The sequence below is a fragment of the Pseudoalteromonas sp. APC 3495 genome, from assembly GCF_030407645.1.
GTDB classification, from domain to species: Bacteria; Pseudomonadota; Gammaproteobacteria; order Enterobacterales; family Alteromonadaceae; genus Pseudoalteromonas; species Pseudoalteromonas tetraodonis.
Map to the genome: position 1 here is coordinate 21,299 of NZ_JASDDA010000023.1, position 16,287 is coordinate 37,585.

Annotated in this window: 16 protein-coding genes; 14 read left to right on the plus strand and 2 right to left on the minus strand. The window is 40.3% G+C overall.

Going from position 1 to position 16,287, the window contains the following annotated elements; translation table 11 throughout:
• Positions 1 to 249: 249 nt before the first annotated feature.
• The 12 genes from ccoN to ttcA all read left to right on the plus strand — a co-directional run bounded on the left by ccoN (position 250) and on the right by ttcA (position 11,669).
• Positions 250 to 1,683 carry a cytochrome-c oxidase, cbb3-type subunit I gene (gene ccoN, locus QL984_RS10750; protein WP_013464670.1) on the plus strand — a complete coding sequence of 478 codons (1,434 nt, stop codon included), beginning with the start codon at positions 250 to 252 and terminating at the stop codon, positions 1,681 to 1,683.
• Positions 1,684 to 1,695: 12 nt separating this feature from the next.
• On the plus strand, positions 1,696 to 2,370 hold the full coding sequence (gene ccoO, locus QL984_RS10755; RefSeq protein WP_013464669.1) for a cytochrome-c oxidase, cbb3-type subunit II: 675 nt from the start codon (positions 1,696 to 1,698) through the stop codon (positions 2,368 to 2,370).
• 6 nt (positions 2,371 to 2,376) lie between these two features.
• Entirely contained in the window at positions 2,377 to 2,562 is a 186-nt protein-coding gene (locus tag QL984_RS10760) for a cbb3-type cytochrome c oxidase subunit 3 (RefSeq protein WP_010389598.1), read from the plus strand.
• On the plus strand, positions 2,559 to 3,593 hold the full coding sequence (ccoP, locus tag QL984_RS10765; RefSeq protein WP_013464668.1) for a cytochrome-c oxidase, cbb3-type subunit III: 1,035 nt from the start codon (positions 2,559 to 2,561) through the stop codon (positions 3,591 to 3,593). Before QL984_RS10760 ends, ccoP begins: the two co-directional genes overlap by 4 nt.
• A gap of 149 nt (positions 3,594 to 3,742) precedes the next feature.
• The gene (locus QL984_RS10770; protein WP_013464667.1) at positions 3,743 to 4,234 is read left to right on the plus strand and encodes a FixH family protein; all 492 of its coding nucleotides are present in this window, start codon (positions 3,743 to 3,745) and stop codon (positions 4,232 to 4,234) included.
• An 8-nt stretch (positions 4,235 to 4,242) separates the two neighbouring features.
• The gene (locus QL984_RS10775; protein ID WP_036956214.1) at positions 4,243 to 6,615 is read left to right on the plus strand and encodes a heavy metal translocating P-type ATPase; all 2,373 of its coding nucleotides are present in this window, start codon (positions 4,243 to 4,245) and stop codon (positions 6,613 to 6,615) included.
• On the plus strand, positions 6,612 to 6,779 hold the full coding sequence (gene ccoS / locus QL984_RS10780; protein ID WP_008109812.1) for a cbb3-type cytochrome oxidase assembly protein CcoS: 168 nt from the start codon (positions 6,612 to 6,614) through the stop codon (positions 6,777 to 6,779). Before QL984_RS10775 ends, ccoS begins: the two co-directional genes overlap by 4 nt.
• The gene (locus tag QL984_RS10785; RefSeq protein ID WP_036956213.1) at positions 6,772 to 7,443 is read left to right on the plus strand and encodes a sulfite exporter TauE/SafE family protein; all 672 of its coding nucleotides are present in this window, start codon (positions 6,772 to 6,774) and stop codon (positions 7,441 to 7,443) included. Before ccoS ends, QL984_RS10785 begins: the two co-directional genes overlap by 8 nt.
• A 42-nt stretch (positions 7,444 to 7,485) precedes the next feature.
• Positions 7,486 to 8,223 carry an FNR family transcription factor gene (locus QL984_RS10790; RefSeq protein WP_013464664.1) on the plus strand — a complete coding sequence of 246 codons (738 nt, stop codon included), beginning with the start codon at positions 7,486 to 7,488 and terminating at the stop codon, positions 8,221 to 8,223.
• A gap of 196 nt (positions 8,224 to 8,419) precedes the next feature.
• Positions 8,420 to 9,574, plus strand: coding sequence for a right-handed parallel beta-helix repeat-containing protein (locus tag QL984_RS10795; RefSeq protein ID WP_013464663.1), 1,155 nt, complete (start codon positions 8,420 to 8,422; stop codon positions 9,572 to 9,574).
• 161 nt (positions 9,575 to 9,735) lie between these two features.
• Positions 9,736 to 10,662, plus strand: coding sequence for a universal stress protein UspE (gene uspE, locus QL984_RS10800; protein WP_013464662.1), 927 nt, complete (start codon positions 9,736 to 9,738; stop codon positions 10,660 to 10,662).
• 92 nt (positions 10,663 to 10,754) lie between these two features.
• Positions 10,755 to 11,669 (plus strand): tRNA 2-thiocytidine(32) synthetase TtcA, encoded by a 915-nt coding sequence (gene ttcA, locus QL984_RS10805; protein ID WP_013464661.1) that lies wholly within the window; start codon positions 10,755 to 10,757, stop codon positions 11,667 to 11,669.
• Between the two features lie 48 nt (positions 11,670 to 11,717).
• Here ttcA and QL984_RS10810 read toward each other — a convergent pair whose 3' ends face one another.
• Together QL984_RS10810 and QL984_RS10815 are read right to left on the minus strand one after the other, a co-directional pair.
• Positions 11,718 to 12,782 carry a hypothetical protein gene (locus QL984_RS10810; RefSeq protein ID WP_013464660.1) on the minus strand — a complete coding sequence of 355 codons (1,065 nt, stop codon included), beginning with the start codon at positions 12,780 to 12,782 and terminating at the stop codon, positions 11,718 to 11,720.
• 64 nt (positions 12,783 to 12,846) lie between these two features.
• A complete protein-coding gene (locus QL984_RS10815) occupies positions 12,847 to 13,905 on the minus strand; it encodes a hypothetical protein (RefSeq protein WP_013464659.1) in 1,059 nt (352 codons plus the stop codon).
• Between the two features lie 324 nt (positions 13,906 to 14,229).
• Between QL984_RS10815 and QL984_RS10820 the strand changes: the two genes are divergently transcribed.
• A complete protein-coding gene (locus QL984_RS10820) occupies positions 14,230 to 15,519 on the plus strand; it encodes an amidohydrolase (RefSeq protein WP_036956171.1) in 1,290 nt (429 codons plus the stop codon).
• A 130-nt stretch (positions 15,520 to 15,649) separates the two neighbouring features.
• The gene (locus QL984_RS10825) at positions 15,650 to 16,282 is read left to right on the plus strand and encodes a trimeric intracellular cation channel family protein (protein WP_013464657.1); all 633 of its coding nucleotides are present in this window, start codon (positions 15,650 to 15,652) and stop codon (positions 16,280 to 16,282) included.
• The last annotated feature ends 5 nt before the right edge of the window (positions 16,283 to 16,287 follow it).

Below are 16,287 nucleotides of genomic sequence, written 5' to 3' on the forward strand. Positions count from 1 at the left end.
ACCTCAAAAAATAGACAGCAAGTTAATAAAGTTTGATTGATGTCATATTATTACGCAATTGACCTATCTTTTTAAGGCCAAAAAATTTATCATTTCAACCGCAAAAAAAACAAGTATTTCTTGAGATTATTATCTTTAACAACCACATATTGTGGGTTTTAGATAGTATACTTTGGAATAATAGTAGGTCCTACTTTTACAAGTAGGTAATTCATTTCTAAACGCATTTATTGCAGCGGAAGCCAGAAAATGAGCCAAACAGTAGCATCACAAACTGAGTACAATTATAAAGTTGTACGCCAATTCGCTATTATGACAGTGATTTGGGGCATCGTTGGCATGGGTATTGGGGTTCTGATAGCTGCCCAATTAGCTTGGCCAGCTCTTAACTTTGACACACCATGGTTAACTTACTCTCGACTTCGTCCGTTACACACGAACGCAGTAATTTTCGCATTTGGTACAAGTGCACTTTTTGCGACGTCTTATTACGTCGTACAACGTACATGTCAAACGCGCCTTCTTTCAGACAAATTAGCCGCCTTTACCTTTTGGGGTTGGCAGTTAGTTATTGTTCTAGCAGCAATTACTCTACCTATGGGTATTTCAAGTTCTAAAGAGTATGCAGAACTTGAGTGGCCAATCGATATCTTAATTGCTGTTGTTTGGGTAACTTACGCTATTGTATTTATGGGCACTATTGCAAAACGCAAAGTAGCGCATATTTATGTAGCTAACTGGTTCTATGCTGGTTTCATTATTACCGTTGCTGTTCTACATATTGTTAACAGCATGGCAGTCCCAGTCTCATTGACTAAATCATATTCAATCTATGCAGGTGCCGTAGATGCAATGGTTCAGTGGTGGTATGGCCACAACGCAGTAGGCTTCCTTCTAACTGCGGGTTTCTTGGGTATGATGTATTACTTTGTACCAAAGCAAGCGGGTCGCCCTGTTTATTCATACCGTTTGTCGGTTGTTCACTTTTGGGCACTTATCTCTCTTTACATTTGGGCAGGTCCTCACCACCTTCACTACACTGCGCTTCCTGATTGGACGCAAAGCTTAGGTATGGTGATGTCTATTATCTTATTCGTACCGTCTTGGGGTGGTATGATCAACGGTATTATGACGCTCTCAGGTGCATGGCATAAGCTACGTACTGACCCTGTTTTACGTTTCTTAGTGGTTTCATTGTCTTTCTACGGTATGTCGACGTTTGAAGGCCCGATGATGGCAATTAAATCTGTTAATGCGTTATCGCACTACACAGATTGGACTGTAGGTCACGTTCACTCAGGTGCATTAGGTTGGGTTGCGATGATTTCTATCGGTGCTATTTACCACCTTATCCCTGCGTTATTCTCGCAAGGTCGTATGTACAGCATTAAATTAATCAATACACACTTCTGGTTACACACAGTGGGTGTTGTTTTATACATTGTTGCAATGTGGATTTCAGGTGTAATGCAAGGTCTAATGTGGCGTGCAGTTAACTCTGACGGTACATTAATGTACAGCTTTGTACAGTCGTTAGAAGCCTCTCATCCTTTCTATGTTATGCGTTTCTTAGGCGGTGTATTCATCGTTACAGGTATGCTGGTTATGGCTTATAACGTTTATCGTACAGTTTCAGCGAAAAATAACTCGTTAGAACTTGATGAACAAGCGCAGTTAGCATAACGGAGTTAGATAATGAGCAATAAAAATTCACAAAACAAACACGAAATTATCGAGAAAAACATTGGCCTCATGGCCATCTTGACTGTTTTCGCAATCAGCTTCGGTGCATTAGTAGAAATTACGCCGCTAATGTTCCAAGACGATACAACCAAGCCAGTGGATGGGTTACGCCCGTTAAACGCACTAGAGTTTGAAGGTCGCGACATTTATGTACGTGAAGGTTGTGCTAACTGTCACTCTCAAATGATCCGTCCATTTCGTGATGAAGTTGAGCGTTACGGTCACTACTCTGTAGCAGGCGAGTCAGTATGGGATCACCCTTTCCTTTGGGGTTCTAAACGTACTGGCCCTGACTTAGCACGAGTAGGTAAACGTTACTCAGATGATTGGCATTATGCGCACTTAATGGATCCACGTGCCGTGGTTCCTGAGTCTAATATGCCAGGTTTCCCTTGGTTAGCAGAGAACACGCTTGATACAAGTCTGACTCTGAAAAAACTACAAATTTTCCGTGACACGTTTGCTATTAATCCAGAAAACCCAAAACACCCGGGTCTAGGTTATGGCAGTGACGAGGAATTAATCGCTGACATTGCTAAGGTTGATGCAATGAATGACGGTAAAGGTGCAACAGAAATGCAAGCCCTTATCGCTTATTTGCAACAACTTGGCACACATTTGAAGTAGATTATTATGGACTACGGGACATACAGAGGCATTTTGACTCTGGTAATTTTAGTATTATTTATTGTGATTGTTGGATGGGCATATAGCAAGCGTAGTAAAAGTCGTTTTAAAGACGCTGCTAATGTCATATTTGAAGATGAAAAAAAACACAACAATACACTCTCTAACGAGGAAAAGGGGTCTGAGAAATGACTAGCTTTTGGAGTATATGGGTTATTGTATTAACCCTTGCATGCTTAATCATTATCTTTGGTCTACTAGTTTGGAACTTAAAAAACTATGTAGGTGTAAAAGAAGGTGAAAGCTGTGGACATGAGTTTGACGGCATTCAAGAATTAAACAATCCACTACCGAAATGGTGGACTTACATGTTCTTCGCAACGTTTGTGTGGTCTGTTTATTACTTAGCAGCCTACCCAGGTTTAGGTAATTGGGAAGGTTTAGCAAAATGGACAAGCTCAAACCAAGGTATTACCTCTTTAACTGAATCGAAAGAAGCAGTCATTGAAGCGAAAGAAGATGGCCGTTTTGTAAAGCTAGATGCTGAATACCGCGCTGCTGAAGAACGTTTTGGTCCTATTTTTAATGAATTGGCTCAAATACCTGTTCTAGATTTAGTAGAGTCTAAATTTGCTGGTGATGCAGCACAGCAAGTTGCGCTAGAAAACGGCACTAAACATGAGCAAACTCAAGGTCAACTCGCAGTTGAAATTGGTCAACGTTTGTTCTCACAAAACTGTGCACAATGTCATGGCTCTGATGCTCGTGGTGGTACTGGCTTCCCTAACCTTACTGACAACGATTGGTTGTACGGTGGTTCTCCTGACAAGATCAGAGAAACATTACTTTTAGGTCGTGTTGCAGCAATGCCACCTTGGGGTGATGCATTAGGTGAGCAAGGCGTGAAAGAAATGACGGCTTACGTACTTAGCCTATCTGGTCGTACTGTTAACCAAAAAGATGCCGATGCAGGTAAAGCAAAATTTGCTATGTGTGCTGCGTGTCATGGTCCAGATGGTAAAGGTTCAGTTGCCCATAACCTACCGTTTGGTGCACCAAACTTAACTGATAACATTTGGTTATACGGTGGTTCTCAACGCGCTGTTGAAGAAACACTTAACCATGGCCGTGCTGGTGTAATGCCTGCATGGAAAGAGATTTTAGGCGAAGATAAAATTCACCTATTAACTGCTTACGTTTACAGCTTATCGCAAGATAAATAACGATAAAGTTAACAAAACGTTTCAGTTTTAATCTTTTTATTTCAGTAGATTAATTCAGATCAAAAAAGCCTCCACTCGGAGGCTTTTTTTTAGTCTTTTCATTCTATTTATTATAATATAGTCGCACATTAATTAATTTTAGAGCGACTATGCAACCGACTCCGTGGTATAAAAATTTTTGGCCTTGGTTTTTAATCTTCTTTCCTTTAGCTGCAATTATTGGCTGCATTAGTTTATTTATTACAGCCATTGGTAACGGCCCAGATATGGTTGTAGATGATTACTATAAAAAAGGCAAAGCAATCAACTTAGAACTCGTTAAGTTTGATAAAGCAAAAGCGTTGTATTTACATGGCGACCTAAATGTATCAGATGAGCGTGTAAGCTTTAAATTTACCAAAGGCGATACCAGTAATATACACGCATTAAGATTGTCGTTTTTTCACCGTACTATAAAAGCGCACGATTTTGAGGCCACTCTCACCCCCAATGCTAATCAAGAGTTCACTGCATTATTAGAAAGCTATACACCAGGCGCATATTCGGTGTTTATTGAACCCGTTGATAACAGTTGGAAAATGAAAGAAAACGTTAGTTTACCAACCACCGCCACCGTTTTAGTGACTCCTAACTATAAGTAGTATTTAGTATGTCTAAAAATTGCTTTCATTGTCTTGAAAGTGTCCCTGCTGGATTTAGCGCACATGTTGTTATAGACAATACCGCTGAGCCAATGTGTTGCATTGGCTGCCAAGCTGTTGCACAAAATATCATTGACCAAGGGATGACCGACTACTACAAATATCGCACTGTTAGTGCCGGTAAAGTAGAGCAACTCGTCCCTGAACAACTCGCTTTTATTAAAAGCTATGACAATGAAGATATTCAAGATGGGTTTATCAGTACGCATAACGACAACTCTGAGGTGCTTCTCAGTGTTGAGGGCATTACCTGCGCCGCCTGTGCCTGGCTTATTGAAAAGCAATTACTTAACCTTAAATCGGTAAAGCGCGTTGATGTAAACACCTCAACTAATCGCGCTATGATCCAATGGGATAAAAGCGCAACCCCTTTAAGTGAGCTAATCACCTCACTGGCTGAAATAGGCTACAAAGCCTATCCATTCCAATCAGATTTAGAAGCCCAGCAAAAACAACAAACAGCTAAAGCCTATATTCGCCGCCTCGGCGTGGCAGGCTTAATGACCATGCAAGTGATGATGTTTGCCTTTGCTATGTACTTTGGTATGTTCTCTGGGATGGACAGCAACTTTGAACAGTACTTTAGATGGATCAGCTTGATCCTTGCAACGCCCGTAATTTTATACAGCGCCCTGCCCTTTTTAAGTAATGCAATTAACGGCTTAAAAGCAAAACAACTGAATATGGATTTACCGGTATCATTGGCGATTTTTGGTGCCTATGGTGCAAGCTGTTACGCCACCGTAATGGAAGTCGGTGAAGTTTACTTTGAATCTATTTGTATGTTTACCTTTTTACTCTTATTAGGTAAATACTTAGAATTTAGAGCGCGCTTAAAGGCCAGTGAATTTACAGCCAACTTACAGAAGCTACTGCCACTGACTGCCCGTACACTCGATGAAAACGGCAAAGAGCACATAATTGCCGCTAAAAAGCTCAAGCTTAACGATATCGTTTTAATAAAAGCAGGCGAAACTATCCCTGCCGATGGCATCTTAGTCAAAGGCAGCACCAGTGTTGATGAGTCTATGATGACTGGTGAACATCAGCCAGTACGAAAGTATATTAATCATAACGTGTATGCGGGCACGGTTAATCATGATGGTATTATTGAAATAAAAATCAATAAGCTGGGCCAAAATACCCTGCTTAATCAAATTATTCGCCTGCAACATAATGCCCTAACAAAACGCCCACGGTTAGTAGAAATTACCGACAAAGTCGCGCAGTGGTTTGTTGCCGTATTACTGGTATTTGCCTCTCTAACCGCCATTGGCTGGTATCAAATTGACCCTGATGTCGCTTTTTGGATCACTATATCGGTGTTAGTGGCCACCTGCCCGTGCGCATTAAGTTTAGCTATTCCAACCGCGTTAACGTGTGCTGTGGCTACCTTAACTCGTAAAGGTATATTAATTAAGCAAGCACATGTGCTCGAAACACTCTCAAAACTTACTTTAGTTGCTTTTGATAAAACCGGTACGCTTACGCAAGGTAAATTTAGCCTCGACGTTGTTGACATACTTGATGGTAAGTACAGCAAAGAGCAAATTCTTGATATTGCAGCACAGCTTGAGAGCTATTCTGAGCACCCTATTGCTAGCGCCTTTAAAGAGTTTAAAGGTCAGCGTAAATTTGACGATGTACAGCTCCATCCAGGGGTTGGGATCAGCGCTCAATACGATAATACGCACTACGCCATTGGTAAAAGTGGCTGGTTTGATACCAAAAAAACCAATGCGCAAGCTACCCTTTACATAAACAAGCAACCCGTTGCACGCTTTTACTTTGTTGATAAAGTAAAAACAGATGCCGATAAACTCATTAACTCGTTAAAGGCTGCCAATCTAAGTTGTCATATGCTAACAGGTGACGCCTCAGATGCCGGTGCCAAGGTGGCAAAAAAATTAAAGCTTGATTCAGTACAAGCCAGTTGTAGTCCCAAAGATAAACAAGACGCCGTTGATCATTGGTCAACTCAAGGTGAAGTTGTTGCTATGGTTGGCGATGGCGTAAACGACAGCCCAGTCTTTGCCAGCGCTCACTTATCAATCGCCATGGAAACAGGAGCTGATATCTCTAAAAACAGTGCCGATGTTGTGCTGCTTAACAGTGATTTAGCCTCTATTGATCATTTGTTGACGATTGCTAAGCAAACACGGCGTATAATTAAGCAAAACCTAGCGCTTTCTTTATTATATAATGGCTCTATATTACCGCTTGCTGCTATGGGTTTAGTTGCGCCTTGGATGGCGGTAATTGGTATGTCTGCCAGCTCTATTATTGTGATATGTAATTCACTAAGGCTATTAAAGTTATGAGCATAATTTATATTTTAGTTCCTATCGCTATCTTGTTTGTACTAATTGCCATTGGCGTGTTTTTTTGGGCAGTAAAAGGCGAGCAATTCTCTGATTTAAACAAGCAAGGCCACAGTATTTTGTTTGAAGACGATAAAGAGCAACATAATAAAAGTAATGATTGATCCAATTTTTGTTAGCGCTTTTTTAATGGGGTTGATTGGCAGTGGCCATTGCATTGCTATGTGCGGCGGCATTGCCAGCTCATTACAATTAGCCAGTAACAAGCGCCAAACTTGGTTGTATTCTCTAGCCTATAATAGCGGCAGAGCGCTAAGTTATATGCTTGCTGGTGCCCTTGTTGCCGGTATTAGTAGTCAATTTGCCACACAAAACTCGGCCTTTGCACTGTTTTTATCATTTTTAGCGGGCATGTTTATGTTACTGGTCGGCGTTTATATCATGCGCTTAGCCGCGACATTACAATGGCTCGAAAAACTCGGCAAAACCCTCATTTGGCAGCACTTAATTAAACTTAATAAATATTTAATGCCCATTGATTCCCCATTAAAAGCGCTTGGTTATGGCGCACTATGGGGCTGGTTACCGTGCGGCTTAGTATATTCTGCGCTCACATGGGCGATGACCAGTGGCACTGCCATAAATGGTGCTCTGGTTATGCTGGCATTTGCCCTAGGGACGTTCCCTGCCATGATCACCTTAGGTGTGGCTGCACAAAAGCTCAATACGCTTTTTAATCACCCTTGGACGCGAATAATATTAGGCAGTGTTATCATTTGGTATGGTATCTACCTTCTGATCATTGCAACAGACAAGCTAGTGCATTAACATTGGTAAATGTTGTGCATAGAAATTTAACGGATTGAACTTATGGATTTTTCTCAAAGTCGTGCTAAAGGTAATTGTGCCATTAGCTGTAATAACTGCAGTATTAGCCAGTTATGTTTACCATTTTCTTTAAATGGCCAAGAAATGGATAAACTTGATGAGATCATTGAGCGAAAAAAACCATTACACAAGGGTGACTACTTATTTGAGTCGGGCGCACCTTTAAATGCAATTTATGCAGTTCGTTCGGGGTCGTTTAAATCGTATACCTTGTCAGAGCAAGGCGATGAACAAATTACAGGCTTTCATTTAGCGGGTGACCTTGTTGGCTTTGACGCCATCAATAAAATGCAACATCAAAGTTTTTCTCAAGCACTAGAAACCTCAATGGTATGTGAAATTCCCTTTGAAACTCTTGACGAACTAGCCGGTAAACTGCCTAAATTGCGCCAACAAATAATGCGTTTAATGAGCAGTGAAATAACCTACGATCAGGAAATGCTGTTATTACTGAATAAAAAATCAGCAGAAGAACGTCTTGCTAGCTTTATTTATAACTTATCAGAGCGTTTTGGTGAGCGTGGTTTTTCACGTAAAGAATTTAGATTTACCATGACCCGCGGCGAAATTGGTAACTACTTAGGTTTAACAGTAGAAACTATCAGCCGTTTATTAAGCCGTTTTCAAAAAGCCGACTTAATTAAAGTAGAAGGTAAATTTATTACTATTTTAGATAATGACGCTTTAGCCAAAACTGCTGCGATTGTTAAGCCTCGTTAATAATCATTTCTCATTTTAAAATTAATCCTACCCTGAATTGGAGCGTAATTATTGCAATTATGCTCTATCTCTACTAACACTTTGAGTAGAGGTATTAACCATTCACTTTTAAGAGTCGATGAATGAATTGTCTGGCTCATTTTTTAATATAAAAGCAACTACGTCCTATTAAACTCTTACATAGAAGGACAATCTTATGCCTAAATCTTTATTTCTATTTATCGCTCTTTCTTTAAGTATTTTATTTAGTAGCCAAGCATCGAGCTCAATGATCCCCGATGACGGCATTGATGACTCAGAAGCACTAAAAGACTTGATTTTAAACACTGCAGAAAATTCTGAGCTTAAAATAGACAAGCCAGGAGTTTATGACATCTGCTCAGCTATTATTGTTAGAAATCTTAACAATATTGTTATTACAGCTAATACTGGCGTTATACTAAAAAAGTGTGACCAATTTGAAGGAGAGTATATTTTATCCTTTTATAATTCACGCTTCATAGAAATTAATGGTTTTATTTTTAGAGGGTTAACCACAGACAAAATTAATTATGTTTGGGGTGAGCAAGGTATCCTTTTTGCCGGCTCCGAAGATATTTCAATTAAATATAATCAATTTTTTGATTTTGGCGATGCGGCTATAAGAGCAACATCTTCACACTTATCATCCCATGATACGAATATCAATTCTTTCAGAATTGATATTCGTAATAATTACTTTGAAAATGTCACACAAGTAACAACTACTCACCCGTGGAATAATAACTATGGAGGTACGCATGATATTACAGTTGAAGATAATATTTTTGAGGGATTGAAGGGATCATTGAAATTTGCCACGGTTAAACCTGTATCAAAGGCTCTAGTAAGATATAACACTTTCAAAAACACCAAAGGCACCGCTATAGAAATTACTTATTACTCTAACGTAAAAATTATTGCTAATACCTTCATAGACAGTGATAAGTTTATCCTCAATGCTTACCCTAACAAACCAAAAAGTGTGACCGAGCCTTTTAATTGGGGAAGTATTTATTTTACTCACAACACAGTTTTACGTTCTAAGGGAGGCATTAGAATACAGTCAGATGTAACCGGCGAGCTAATAGATGACAAATACGTAAGAGGCATTTATATCAATAACAATCACTTTATTGACGTTGATATGACTGTTTATCCTGAAAAGAAATATTGGTATCTTATTAACTTATTCAGTAGAGGTGGAAAGAGTTATCTGTTTTCTACCATTAAAGATAATGTTTATAACTTACTACCTGAAGTGGGCTTTGTGAAAAAAACGAGTGGATTCACTGTAGAAGACAACACTTTAATAAAACCTGAGAATAATTAAATTTTTATAAAGCCGTACATGCTTTTATCCAAGATAAAGAGTTTTAAAATTAGAGAAACTTTATTTCTTGATATAGAACAAGAATATTAGTGCTACCCCTTTAACTGTTGTGTATTTGCGTTACACTCAAGGTATAACTGTTAAGTGAATGGAGTAGCACAATGGAAACGATTAAACGTATTATCGCGGTTATTGACCCAACTAAAGACGATCAAAATGCCCTCGCGCGTTCAATAGATTTAGCCAAAAAATCAGGGGCTAGCATTACCGCCTTTATGACGGTGTACGATTTCTCTTACGAAATGACTACTATGCTCTCTGGTGATGAACGTGAAGCAATGCGTAAAGCGGTGTTAAAAGATCGCGAATTATGGTTAAAAGATCTTGTCTCTCCTTATCAAAACATTAATATTAATACCCAAGTCATTTGGCATAACCGCCCTTACGAAGCCATTATTAATACCGTTATTAATGATAAATATGACCTAGTGATCAAAGGTACTCATCAGCATGGTGCGCTTAAAGCAGTTATTTTCACGCCAACAGACTGGCACTTAGTCAGAAAATGCCCAACCCCTGTATTATTTGTAAAAGATATGGCGTGGCCAGCACATGGGAATATTTTAGCGGCTGTTAATGCAGTCAGTGAAAATGATCAGCACCTGTCACTGAATAAACGCATAATTAAAGATGCACAATTTTTAAGTGAACTGGCTAATGCTAAACTTAACTTAGTCAATGCATACCCTGCTACACCGGTTAATATAGCAATAGAGATCCCTGAGTTTAACCCAGGGTTATATAACGAATCAGTTAAAAAACATCATATTGAATCAACCAATGAACTCGCTAATGAGTTTAAACTAACCTCTGATCAATGCTTTATTGAAGAGGGATTGCCAGAAGATGTGATACCGGATGTTGCAAAACGCTTAAACAGCGAATTAGTGGTTATTGGCACGGTCGGACGGACTGGCTTAAGCGCTGCCTTAGTAGGCAACACTGCTGAGCATGTTATTGACAGCCTTGATTGTGATGTACTTGCACTTAAACCTGATGGGTACGTAAGCCCGCTTGCAGAAAGTTAGCGTTTGCAGTAGCTCCCATATTACATATGGCATATAATACGCCCCTTTATTTTTAGCAATTAATTTTGCCGTACTATTTACAAGGGGGCGTAGTGTCTCATTCTGCTCAAGCCAAAGCTCAATACAACTTAAATAAGCTTCAAAAGCGTTTACGCCGCCTCACAGGTCAAGCTGTCATGGACTTTAACATGATTGAAGAAGGTGACCGTATTATGGTGTGCTTATCGGGTGGCAAAGACAGTTACACTATGCTCGACATGTTGCAACATTTACAACGTGTTGCACCTATCAAGTTTGATTTATTTGCAGTAAATCTCGACCAAAAACAACCTGGTTTTCCTGAGCATGTGCTTCCTGAGTATCTTGATAATTTAAATATTGAATACAAAATTGTAGAAGAAGATACCTACAGTATTGTTACTGATATTATTCCTGAGGGTAAAACAACCTGCTCGCTTTGCTCTCGCTTGCGCCGTGGTATTTTATATCGCACGGCTAAAGAGTTAGGTGCGACTAAAATTGCACTGGGTCATCACCGCGATGATATGATAGAAACCTTGTTTTTAAATATGTTTTATGGCGGAAAACTAAAAAGTATGCCGGCTAAACTAATGAGCGATAACGGTGAGCATATGGTTATTCGCCCACTGGCATATTGTAAAGAAGCCGATATAAGCAAATATGCGTTCAGCCAAGGCTACCCTATTATTCCGTGTAATTTATGTGGCTCACAAGAAAACTTACAGCGTAAACACACTAAAAATATGCTGGAGCAATGGAATAAAGAGCACCCGGGCCGTATAGAGAGTATTTTCACCGCCATGCAAAACGTTGTGCCTTCACACTTAGCTGATAATCAATTATTTGATTTTACCAACTTGCAAACGGGTGACGTTATTGATGGGGGCGATATCGCGCTCGATAAACCAGATATTCCAAAAGCGCCAGTTAATAATGAACAAGATGAAACAAACCAAGCCGACGTGGTTACCATTAATTTAAGCTAATTTTTAAGGGTTTGCAGTAATGCAAACCCTTCACTTTGTTCTATGCTGCTACTGACCAGCAGCTAATCCTTGTAAAAACTCTAAACTCTGCACTTCTTGTTTGTTTGCCTGATAAGGCAACTGCTGTAAGCTGTCGTAAGCAAAATCTTCAATAGTAAACTCGCTAATTTCACTTTCACCAAAACTGTTAAGCTCACCTGGGCTTGGCGACATACGTTCAATAACAAAGTCCCTCAACCGTAAGTCATTCGTTTGCTTGGGCAAAACAGACCAATGCGCTTTAAAGTCAATTTGCTGACTGCCCTCATTTAAACGTGCTTTAGCAACTAAATGTGCCAATGGCGAGGTGCCACTGTATAAGTTAGCTCTTAAACGGTATAAGCCACTTTTTATAACTGTTAAATTAGCAGGCACTATCATATTATCATTACGTGGATACGCGTTATCAAAGCTAGTTAGCGTTGCACTAGGCGGCATATAGTGTATTTGTGCCACCACAGGAACTATTTTACCCGCGATATCTGCTTCAACTAATAATTGTAAATTACGTGGATAGTCTTCTTCACCTTTAAATATCATTGCCAGCTCATTTTGACGAGCCACACCGCTTTGCGTTTTTAGCGACTTTTTGGTGTCTGTATTACTGAGTGTCACTACCGCCTTACCTAAATTTGGGGCGCTTACGGTTAGCTCTATAGCTTGTGGATACACATACCGATATTGAGACAAGCTCACTGTTAACTCCCCTCCTTGCTCACCCACTGGGCTGCTAACAGGAAAGAACTGATTTGGCTTAAGTCTGTCCTCATCATATACCGTTAATGGTTGTGAATAAGGCGGAAACGCCAAACTTTTCTGATACTGATCAGCAACCACAGAGGCGGCTTTGGCTAAGTCTTCATCAAATGCTGACTGAGTTACTGAGCTGGTTTTTGTTGTTACCTTTGTCACAGGTTGGCTTAGCGTGCGCTGCTGAGCAGGAGGTGTCGATATCGGCTTTTTATCATTAAGAGGGGCTTGTTTTAGGGGGTAACTTGCATGACCCTCATCAATTAAAAACCACATAATTAGGCCCAAGCTGATAGCAAAGCCAATCACGTAGGACTTTTTCATCGGTTAGTTATCCTATATAAAACGTGTAGTACGTATACTACACGATGTTTTAAGTATGCTTATATCACGGGATCACATTATATATAAGTGCCGATGCACTCAAATTATCTGAGTCTTTTACATAACGATATTGTTTCTTCCAAAACCAACTACCTGTGGTTTCATCTACGGTTTCAAACCCTAGCGTGTCGCCAGCTACCGTAATGTTATTCATCGCAATCGTTACATTTCCTTGGCGCTGCGCTTGTTGAATCTCGTTATGACTATAACTGTTAGTCATCATTAATGGATAATGATATGGCATAAAACTATTAACAGCATCACCTTGCGATTTTAAACGCCCATTAGTGTCAATATTGGTGCTACAGCTACCAAATGAGTTTACAGAGCTTGCACCACATGATGAGTGAGTAGCCACTACCGAGTCGTCATTACCGCGTAAAAATCCAGCCGTTAAACCTAAGTAAGCATTACCATCGGCTACAAAACGTAAACGAGGTGTGCGTGCATCAGGTAATGGCGCAATTCTGCGTGCATTATTTACTTTTAAATCGTGCAATACGCCTACCGCCTCATTAACTTCACTGCCTAACCACCACGTTAGCGCGGCATCTACAGCAAAATTCCACGATGCGCCTGTTAATGTACTCACCGCTAAGTCGGCCAATTCACTGCCGCCACCAGCACCCGCTAAATCAAAGGTGGCAATAATATTAAGCGGCTGTAATCCGGCATTTTCAAGCCAGTTTTCTTGGTTATCTATAATATATCGGGCAACTAAGTCACCGGTTGAATGAGTCACAAATACACAGCCTGGCTCGCATAGATTTGAGCGAGAAATTTGCTGTAGTTTAGGCCATACCCAATCGGTGGTGATTTTTCCTTCTATTCGTTCATATGCAGGCCAATCGATGCGCTCATCTGCGCGGTTCACCCAATAAGACTGCCAATAGCTTTGTCCATTGTTTACCACATCACTGGCTGCTCTATTGGTAAGTTGTGATACCTGCAAACCATGAATTAAAATTACCTTATACTCTTTACTGAGCGCAGAAAAACTCATCAGCAGGCTTAATGCTGCTGCAAATAAAGAGACGCGTTTAAATATGTGTGTGTTGTTCATATTAATCCTTAACTGATTCAATATTTTTATTATGCTTAGCTTGTTACACGCTGTTGTCGGTGCATGGTAAAAGCAACGCATTGACCAGTATTGGGAACAAAGTTAAAAAATGCAACATTTTGTTATCATTTTCACTGTTAAGGCTAAATATCTGCGTTAAAATACGACAAAAGCGCTAAACTATTGTGCTATTTGGAACAGTTTATAAGTTTTATAAGCCGCCATTGAAAACACCATGAACTTTTTTATTAACTATCGCATGGCACTACTTTTTATCAGCGTAATAGCGTAAGTTAGTTACATACGAACAACCAAGGAATCATAATGATAAAAAAAATAATGTGTGGTGGCTTTTTATTAACCGCCATTTCCGCGCCTAGTTTTGCCGCGAGTGTTAACACCCAACTTGAACAAGCAACACAAAGTGTGAGTGAAAAGGTCATTAAATGGCGTCGTCACTTACATCAATATCCAGAACTGAGTAATCGCGAATTTGAAACCGCCAAGTACATTACTGAACATTTGAAATCACTGGGTCTTGAAGTACAAACCGGTGTTGCTCATACCGGTGTTGTGGCAAAATTAAGCGGCGGTAAAAAAGGCCCTTTAATCGCATTGCGTGCTGATATGGATGCTTTACCGGTTACCGAACAAGTTGATTTACCCTTTGCCTCTAAACAAACATCAACCTATCGTGGCAATGAAGTAGGCGTTATGCATGCCTGCGGGCACGACACTCATGTTGCTATTTTAATGGCCGTGGCAGAGTCACTGGTAAAAATAAAAGATCAGTTAGCGGGCGAAGTACTGTTTGTATTTCAACCGGCTGAAGAAGGTGCCCCCGAGGGCGAAGAAGGTGGCGCTGAGCTGATGTTAAAAGAAGGCTTATTTAAGCAAAAGCCTGAGGCCGTGTTTGGTTTACATGTCACCAGCTCACTCAATACAGGGCAAATTGGCTTTCGTGAAGGGCCACTAATGGCCAGTGAAGATTCTTTCACAATTAACGTAACGGGGCGTCAAACACATGGTTCACGTCCATGGAATGGCGTAGACCCAATTGTTGCTTCATCACAAATTATTATGGCAACTCAAACAATCGCCTCTCGCCAAGTTGATGTAACTAAAGCACCTTCAGTCATTTCGTTTGGCGCAATTAATGGCGGCATACGCTCAAATATAATCCCTGATAATGTAGAGCTGATTGGTACCATTAGAACCTTTGATCAAACTATGCGCGCCGATATTAAAAAACGTTTAGCTAAAACCGCTGAGCTGGTTGCCGAATCCGCTGGTGCTAAAGCCGATGTGCATATAGATCACGGCTACCCTGTCACAGTAAACAATGTAGCACTCACCCAAAAAATGACCCCAACGCTTGCCCGTATTGCTGGTGCTGACAATATTATTACCACCGATTTAATTACCGGCGCAGAAGACTTTAGTTACTATGCGCTTGAAACCCCTGGGCTGTTTTACTTTTTAGGCGTCACTCCAAAAGATCAAAACGCTAAAACGGCAGCAAGTAATCATTCACCTCAGTTTTATGTTGACGAAAGCGCCTTACAACTCGGCGTAGAGTCATTATCTCAACTGGTTGTTGACTACTTACAATAACAACTCAACGTAACAAGCACAGGGGTAATAACCTTGTGCTTGTTTTATTAGAGAGTGTTATTCAGCTAATATAAATCCCCTTTCGCTTACCTTTAATTATATAAATTCTCAATCAGGTAAGGACACCTTAATGACAGCAGAATATTTTAATTTTTTAAGCCTAATTGGTGTGGCTTTTTTTGCAATTTCAGGTGCGTTATTAGGCCATGATAAAGATATTGGCGGATTTGGAGTGGTGGTTGTTGGCTCAGTCACTGCGCTTGGCGGTGGCACGCTCAGAGACATACTTCTTAACCAACCCGTTTTTTGGATAGCCAACCCCGATTTTTTATATGTCACCTATGGCGCTATTTTTGTCACTGTTATGTTTATTCGCCACTTACCCGATGTGTCTAACTATTACATGTTGTTGGTTGATGCAATTGGTATGGCTATCTTTAATGTGGTCGGTATCGAAAAAGCATTAATTGAAGGCACCACCATGATGGTTGCACTTACAATGGGCATGACTACGGGGATATTTGGTGGCTTAATACGCGACGTGATCTGTCGAGAAGTGCCGTTGGTGATGCGAGAAGAGCTCTACTCCACCGCCTGTTTTGCAGGAGGCTTGACCTATGCCGCGCTATTTTTATTAGAAGCCCCTTATTTATGGTGCATTCTTGGTTCGCTGTTGGTCAGTGTTTTTTTAAGATTGGGCGCGCTCCATTTTGGCTGGCAGCCCAATCTATTTAGAAAAAGAACACCAAAAATAAACGATTAGTATAA

Coding starts and splice junctions, on each gene's coding strand:
- ccoN (WP_013464670.1), top strand. CDS start 250: ATGAGCCAAACAGTAGCATCACAAACTGAGTACAATTATAAAGTTGTA.
- ccoO (WP_013464669.1), top strand. CDS start 1,696: ATGAGCAATAAAAATTCACAAAACAAACACGAAATTATCGAGAAAAAC.
- QL984_RS10760 (WP_010389598.1), top strand. CDS start 2,377: ATGGACTACGGGACATACAGAGGCATTTTGACTCTGGTAATTTTAGTA.
- ccoP (WP_013464668.1), top strand. CDS start 2,559: ATGACTAGCTTTTGGAGTATATGGGTTATTGTATTAACCCTTGCATGC.
- QL984_RS10770 (WP_013464667.1), top strand. CDS start 3,743: ATGCAACCGACTCCGTGGTATAAAAATTTTTGGCCTTGGTTTTTAATC.
- QL984_RS10775 (WP_036956214.1), top strand. CDS start 4,243: ATGTCTAAAAATTGCTTTCATTGTCTTGAAAGTGTCCCTGCTGGATTT.
- ccoS (WP_008109812.1), top strand. CDS start 6,612: ATGAGCATAATTTATATTTTAGTTCCTATCGCTATCTTGTTTGTACTA.
- QL984_RS10785 (WP_036956213.1), top strand. CDS start 6,772: ATGATTGATCCAATTTTTGTTAGCGCTTTTTTAATGGGGTTGATTGGC.
- QL984_RS10790 (WP_013464664.1), top strand. CDS start 7,486: ATGGATTTTTCTCAAAGTCGTGCTAAAGGTAATTGTGCCATTAGCTGT.
- QL984_RS10795 (WP_013464663.1), top strand. CDS start 8,420: ATGCCTAAATCTTTATTTCTATTTATCGCTCTTTCTTTAAGTATTTTA.
- uspE (WP_013464662.1), top strand. CDS start 9,736: ATGGAAACGATTAAACGTATTATCGCGGTTATTGACCCAACTAAAGAC.
- QL984_RS10810 (WP_013464660.1), bottom strand. CDS start 12,782: ATGAAAAAGTCCTACGTGATTGGCTTTGCTATCAGCTTGGGCCTAATT.
- QL984_RS10815 (WP_013464659.1), bottom strand. CDS start 13,905: ATGAACAACACACACATATTTAAACGCGTCTCTTTATTTGCAGCAGCA.
- QL984_RS10820 (WP_036956171.1), top strand. CDS start 14,230: ATGATAAAAAAAATAATGTGTGGTGGCTTTTTATTAACCGCCATTTCC.
- QL984_RS10825 (WP_013464657.1), top strand. CDS start 15,650: ATGACAGCAGAATATTTTAATTTTTTAAGCCTAATTGGTGTGGCTTTT.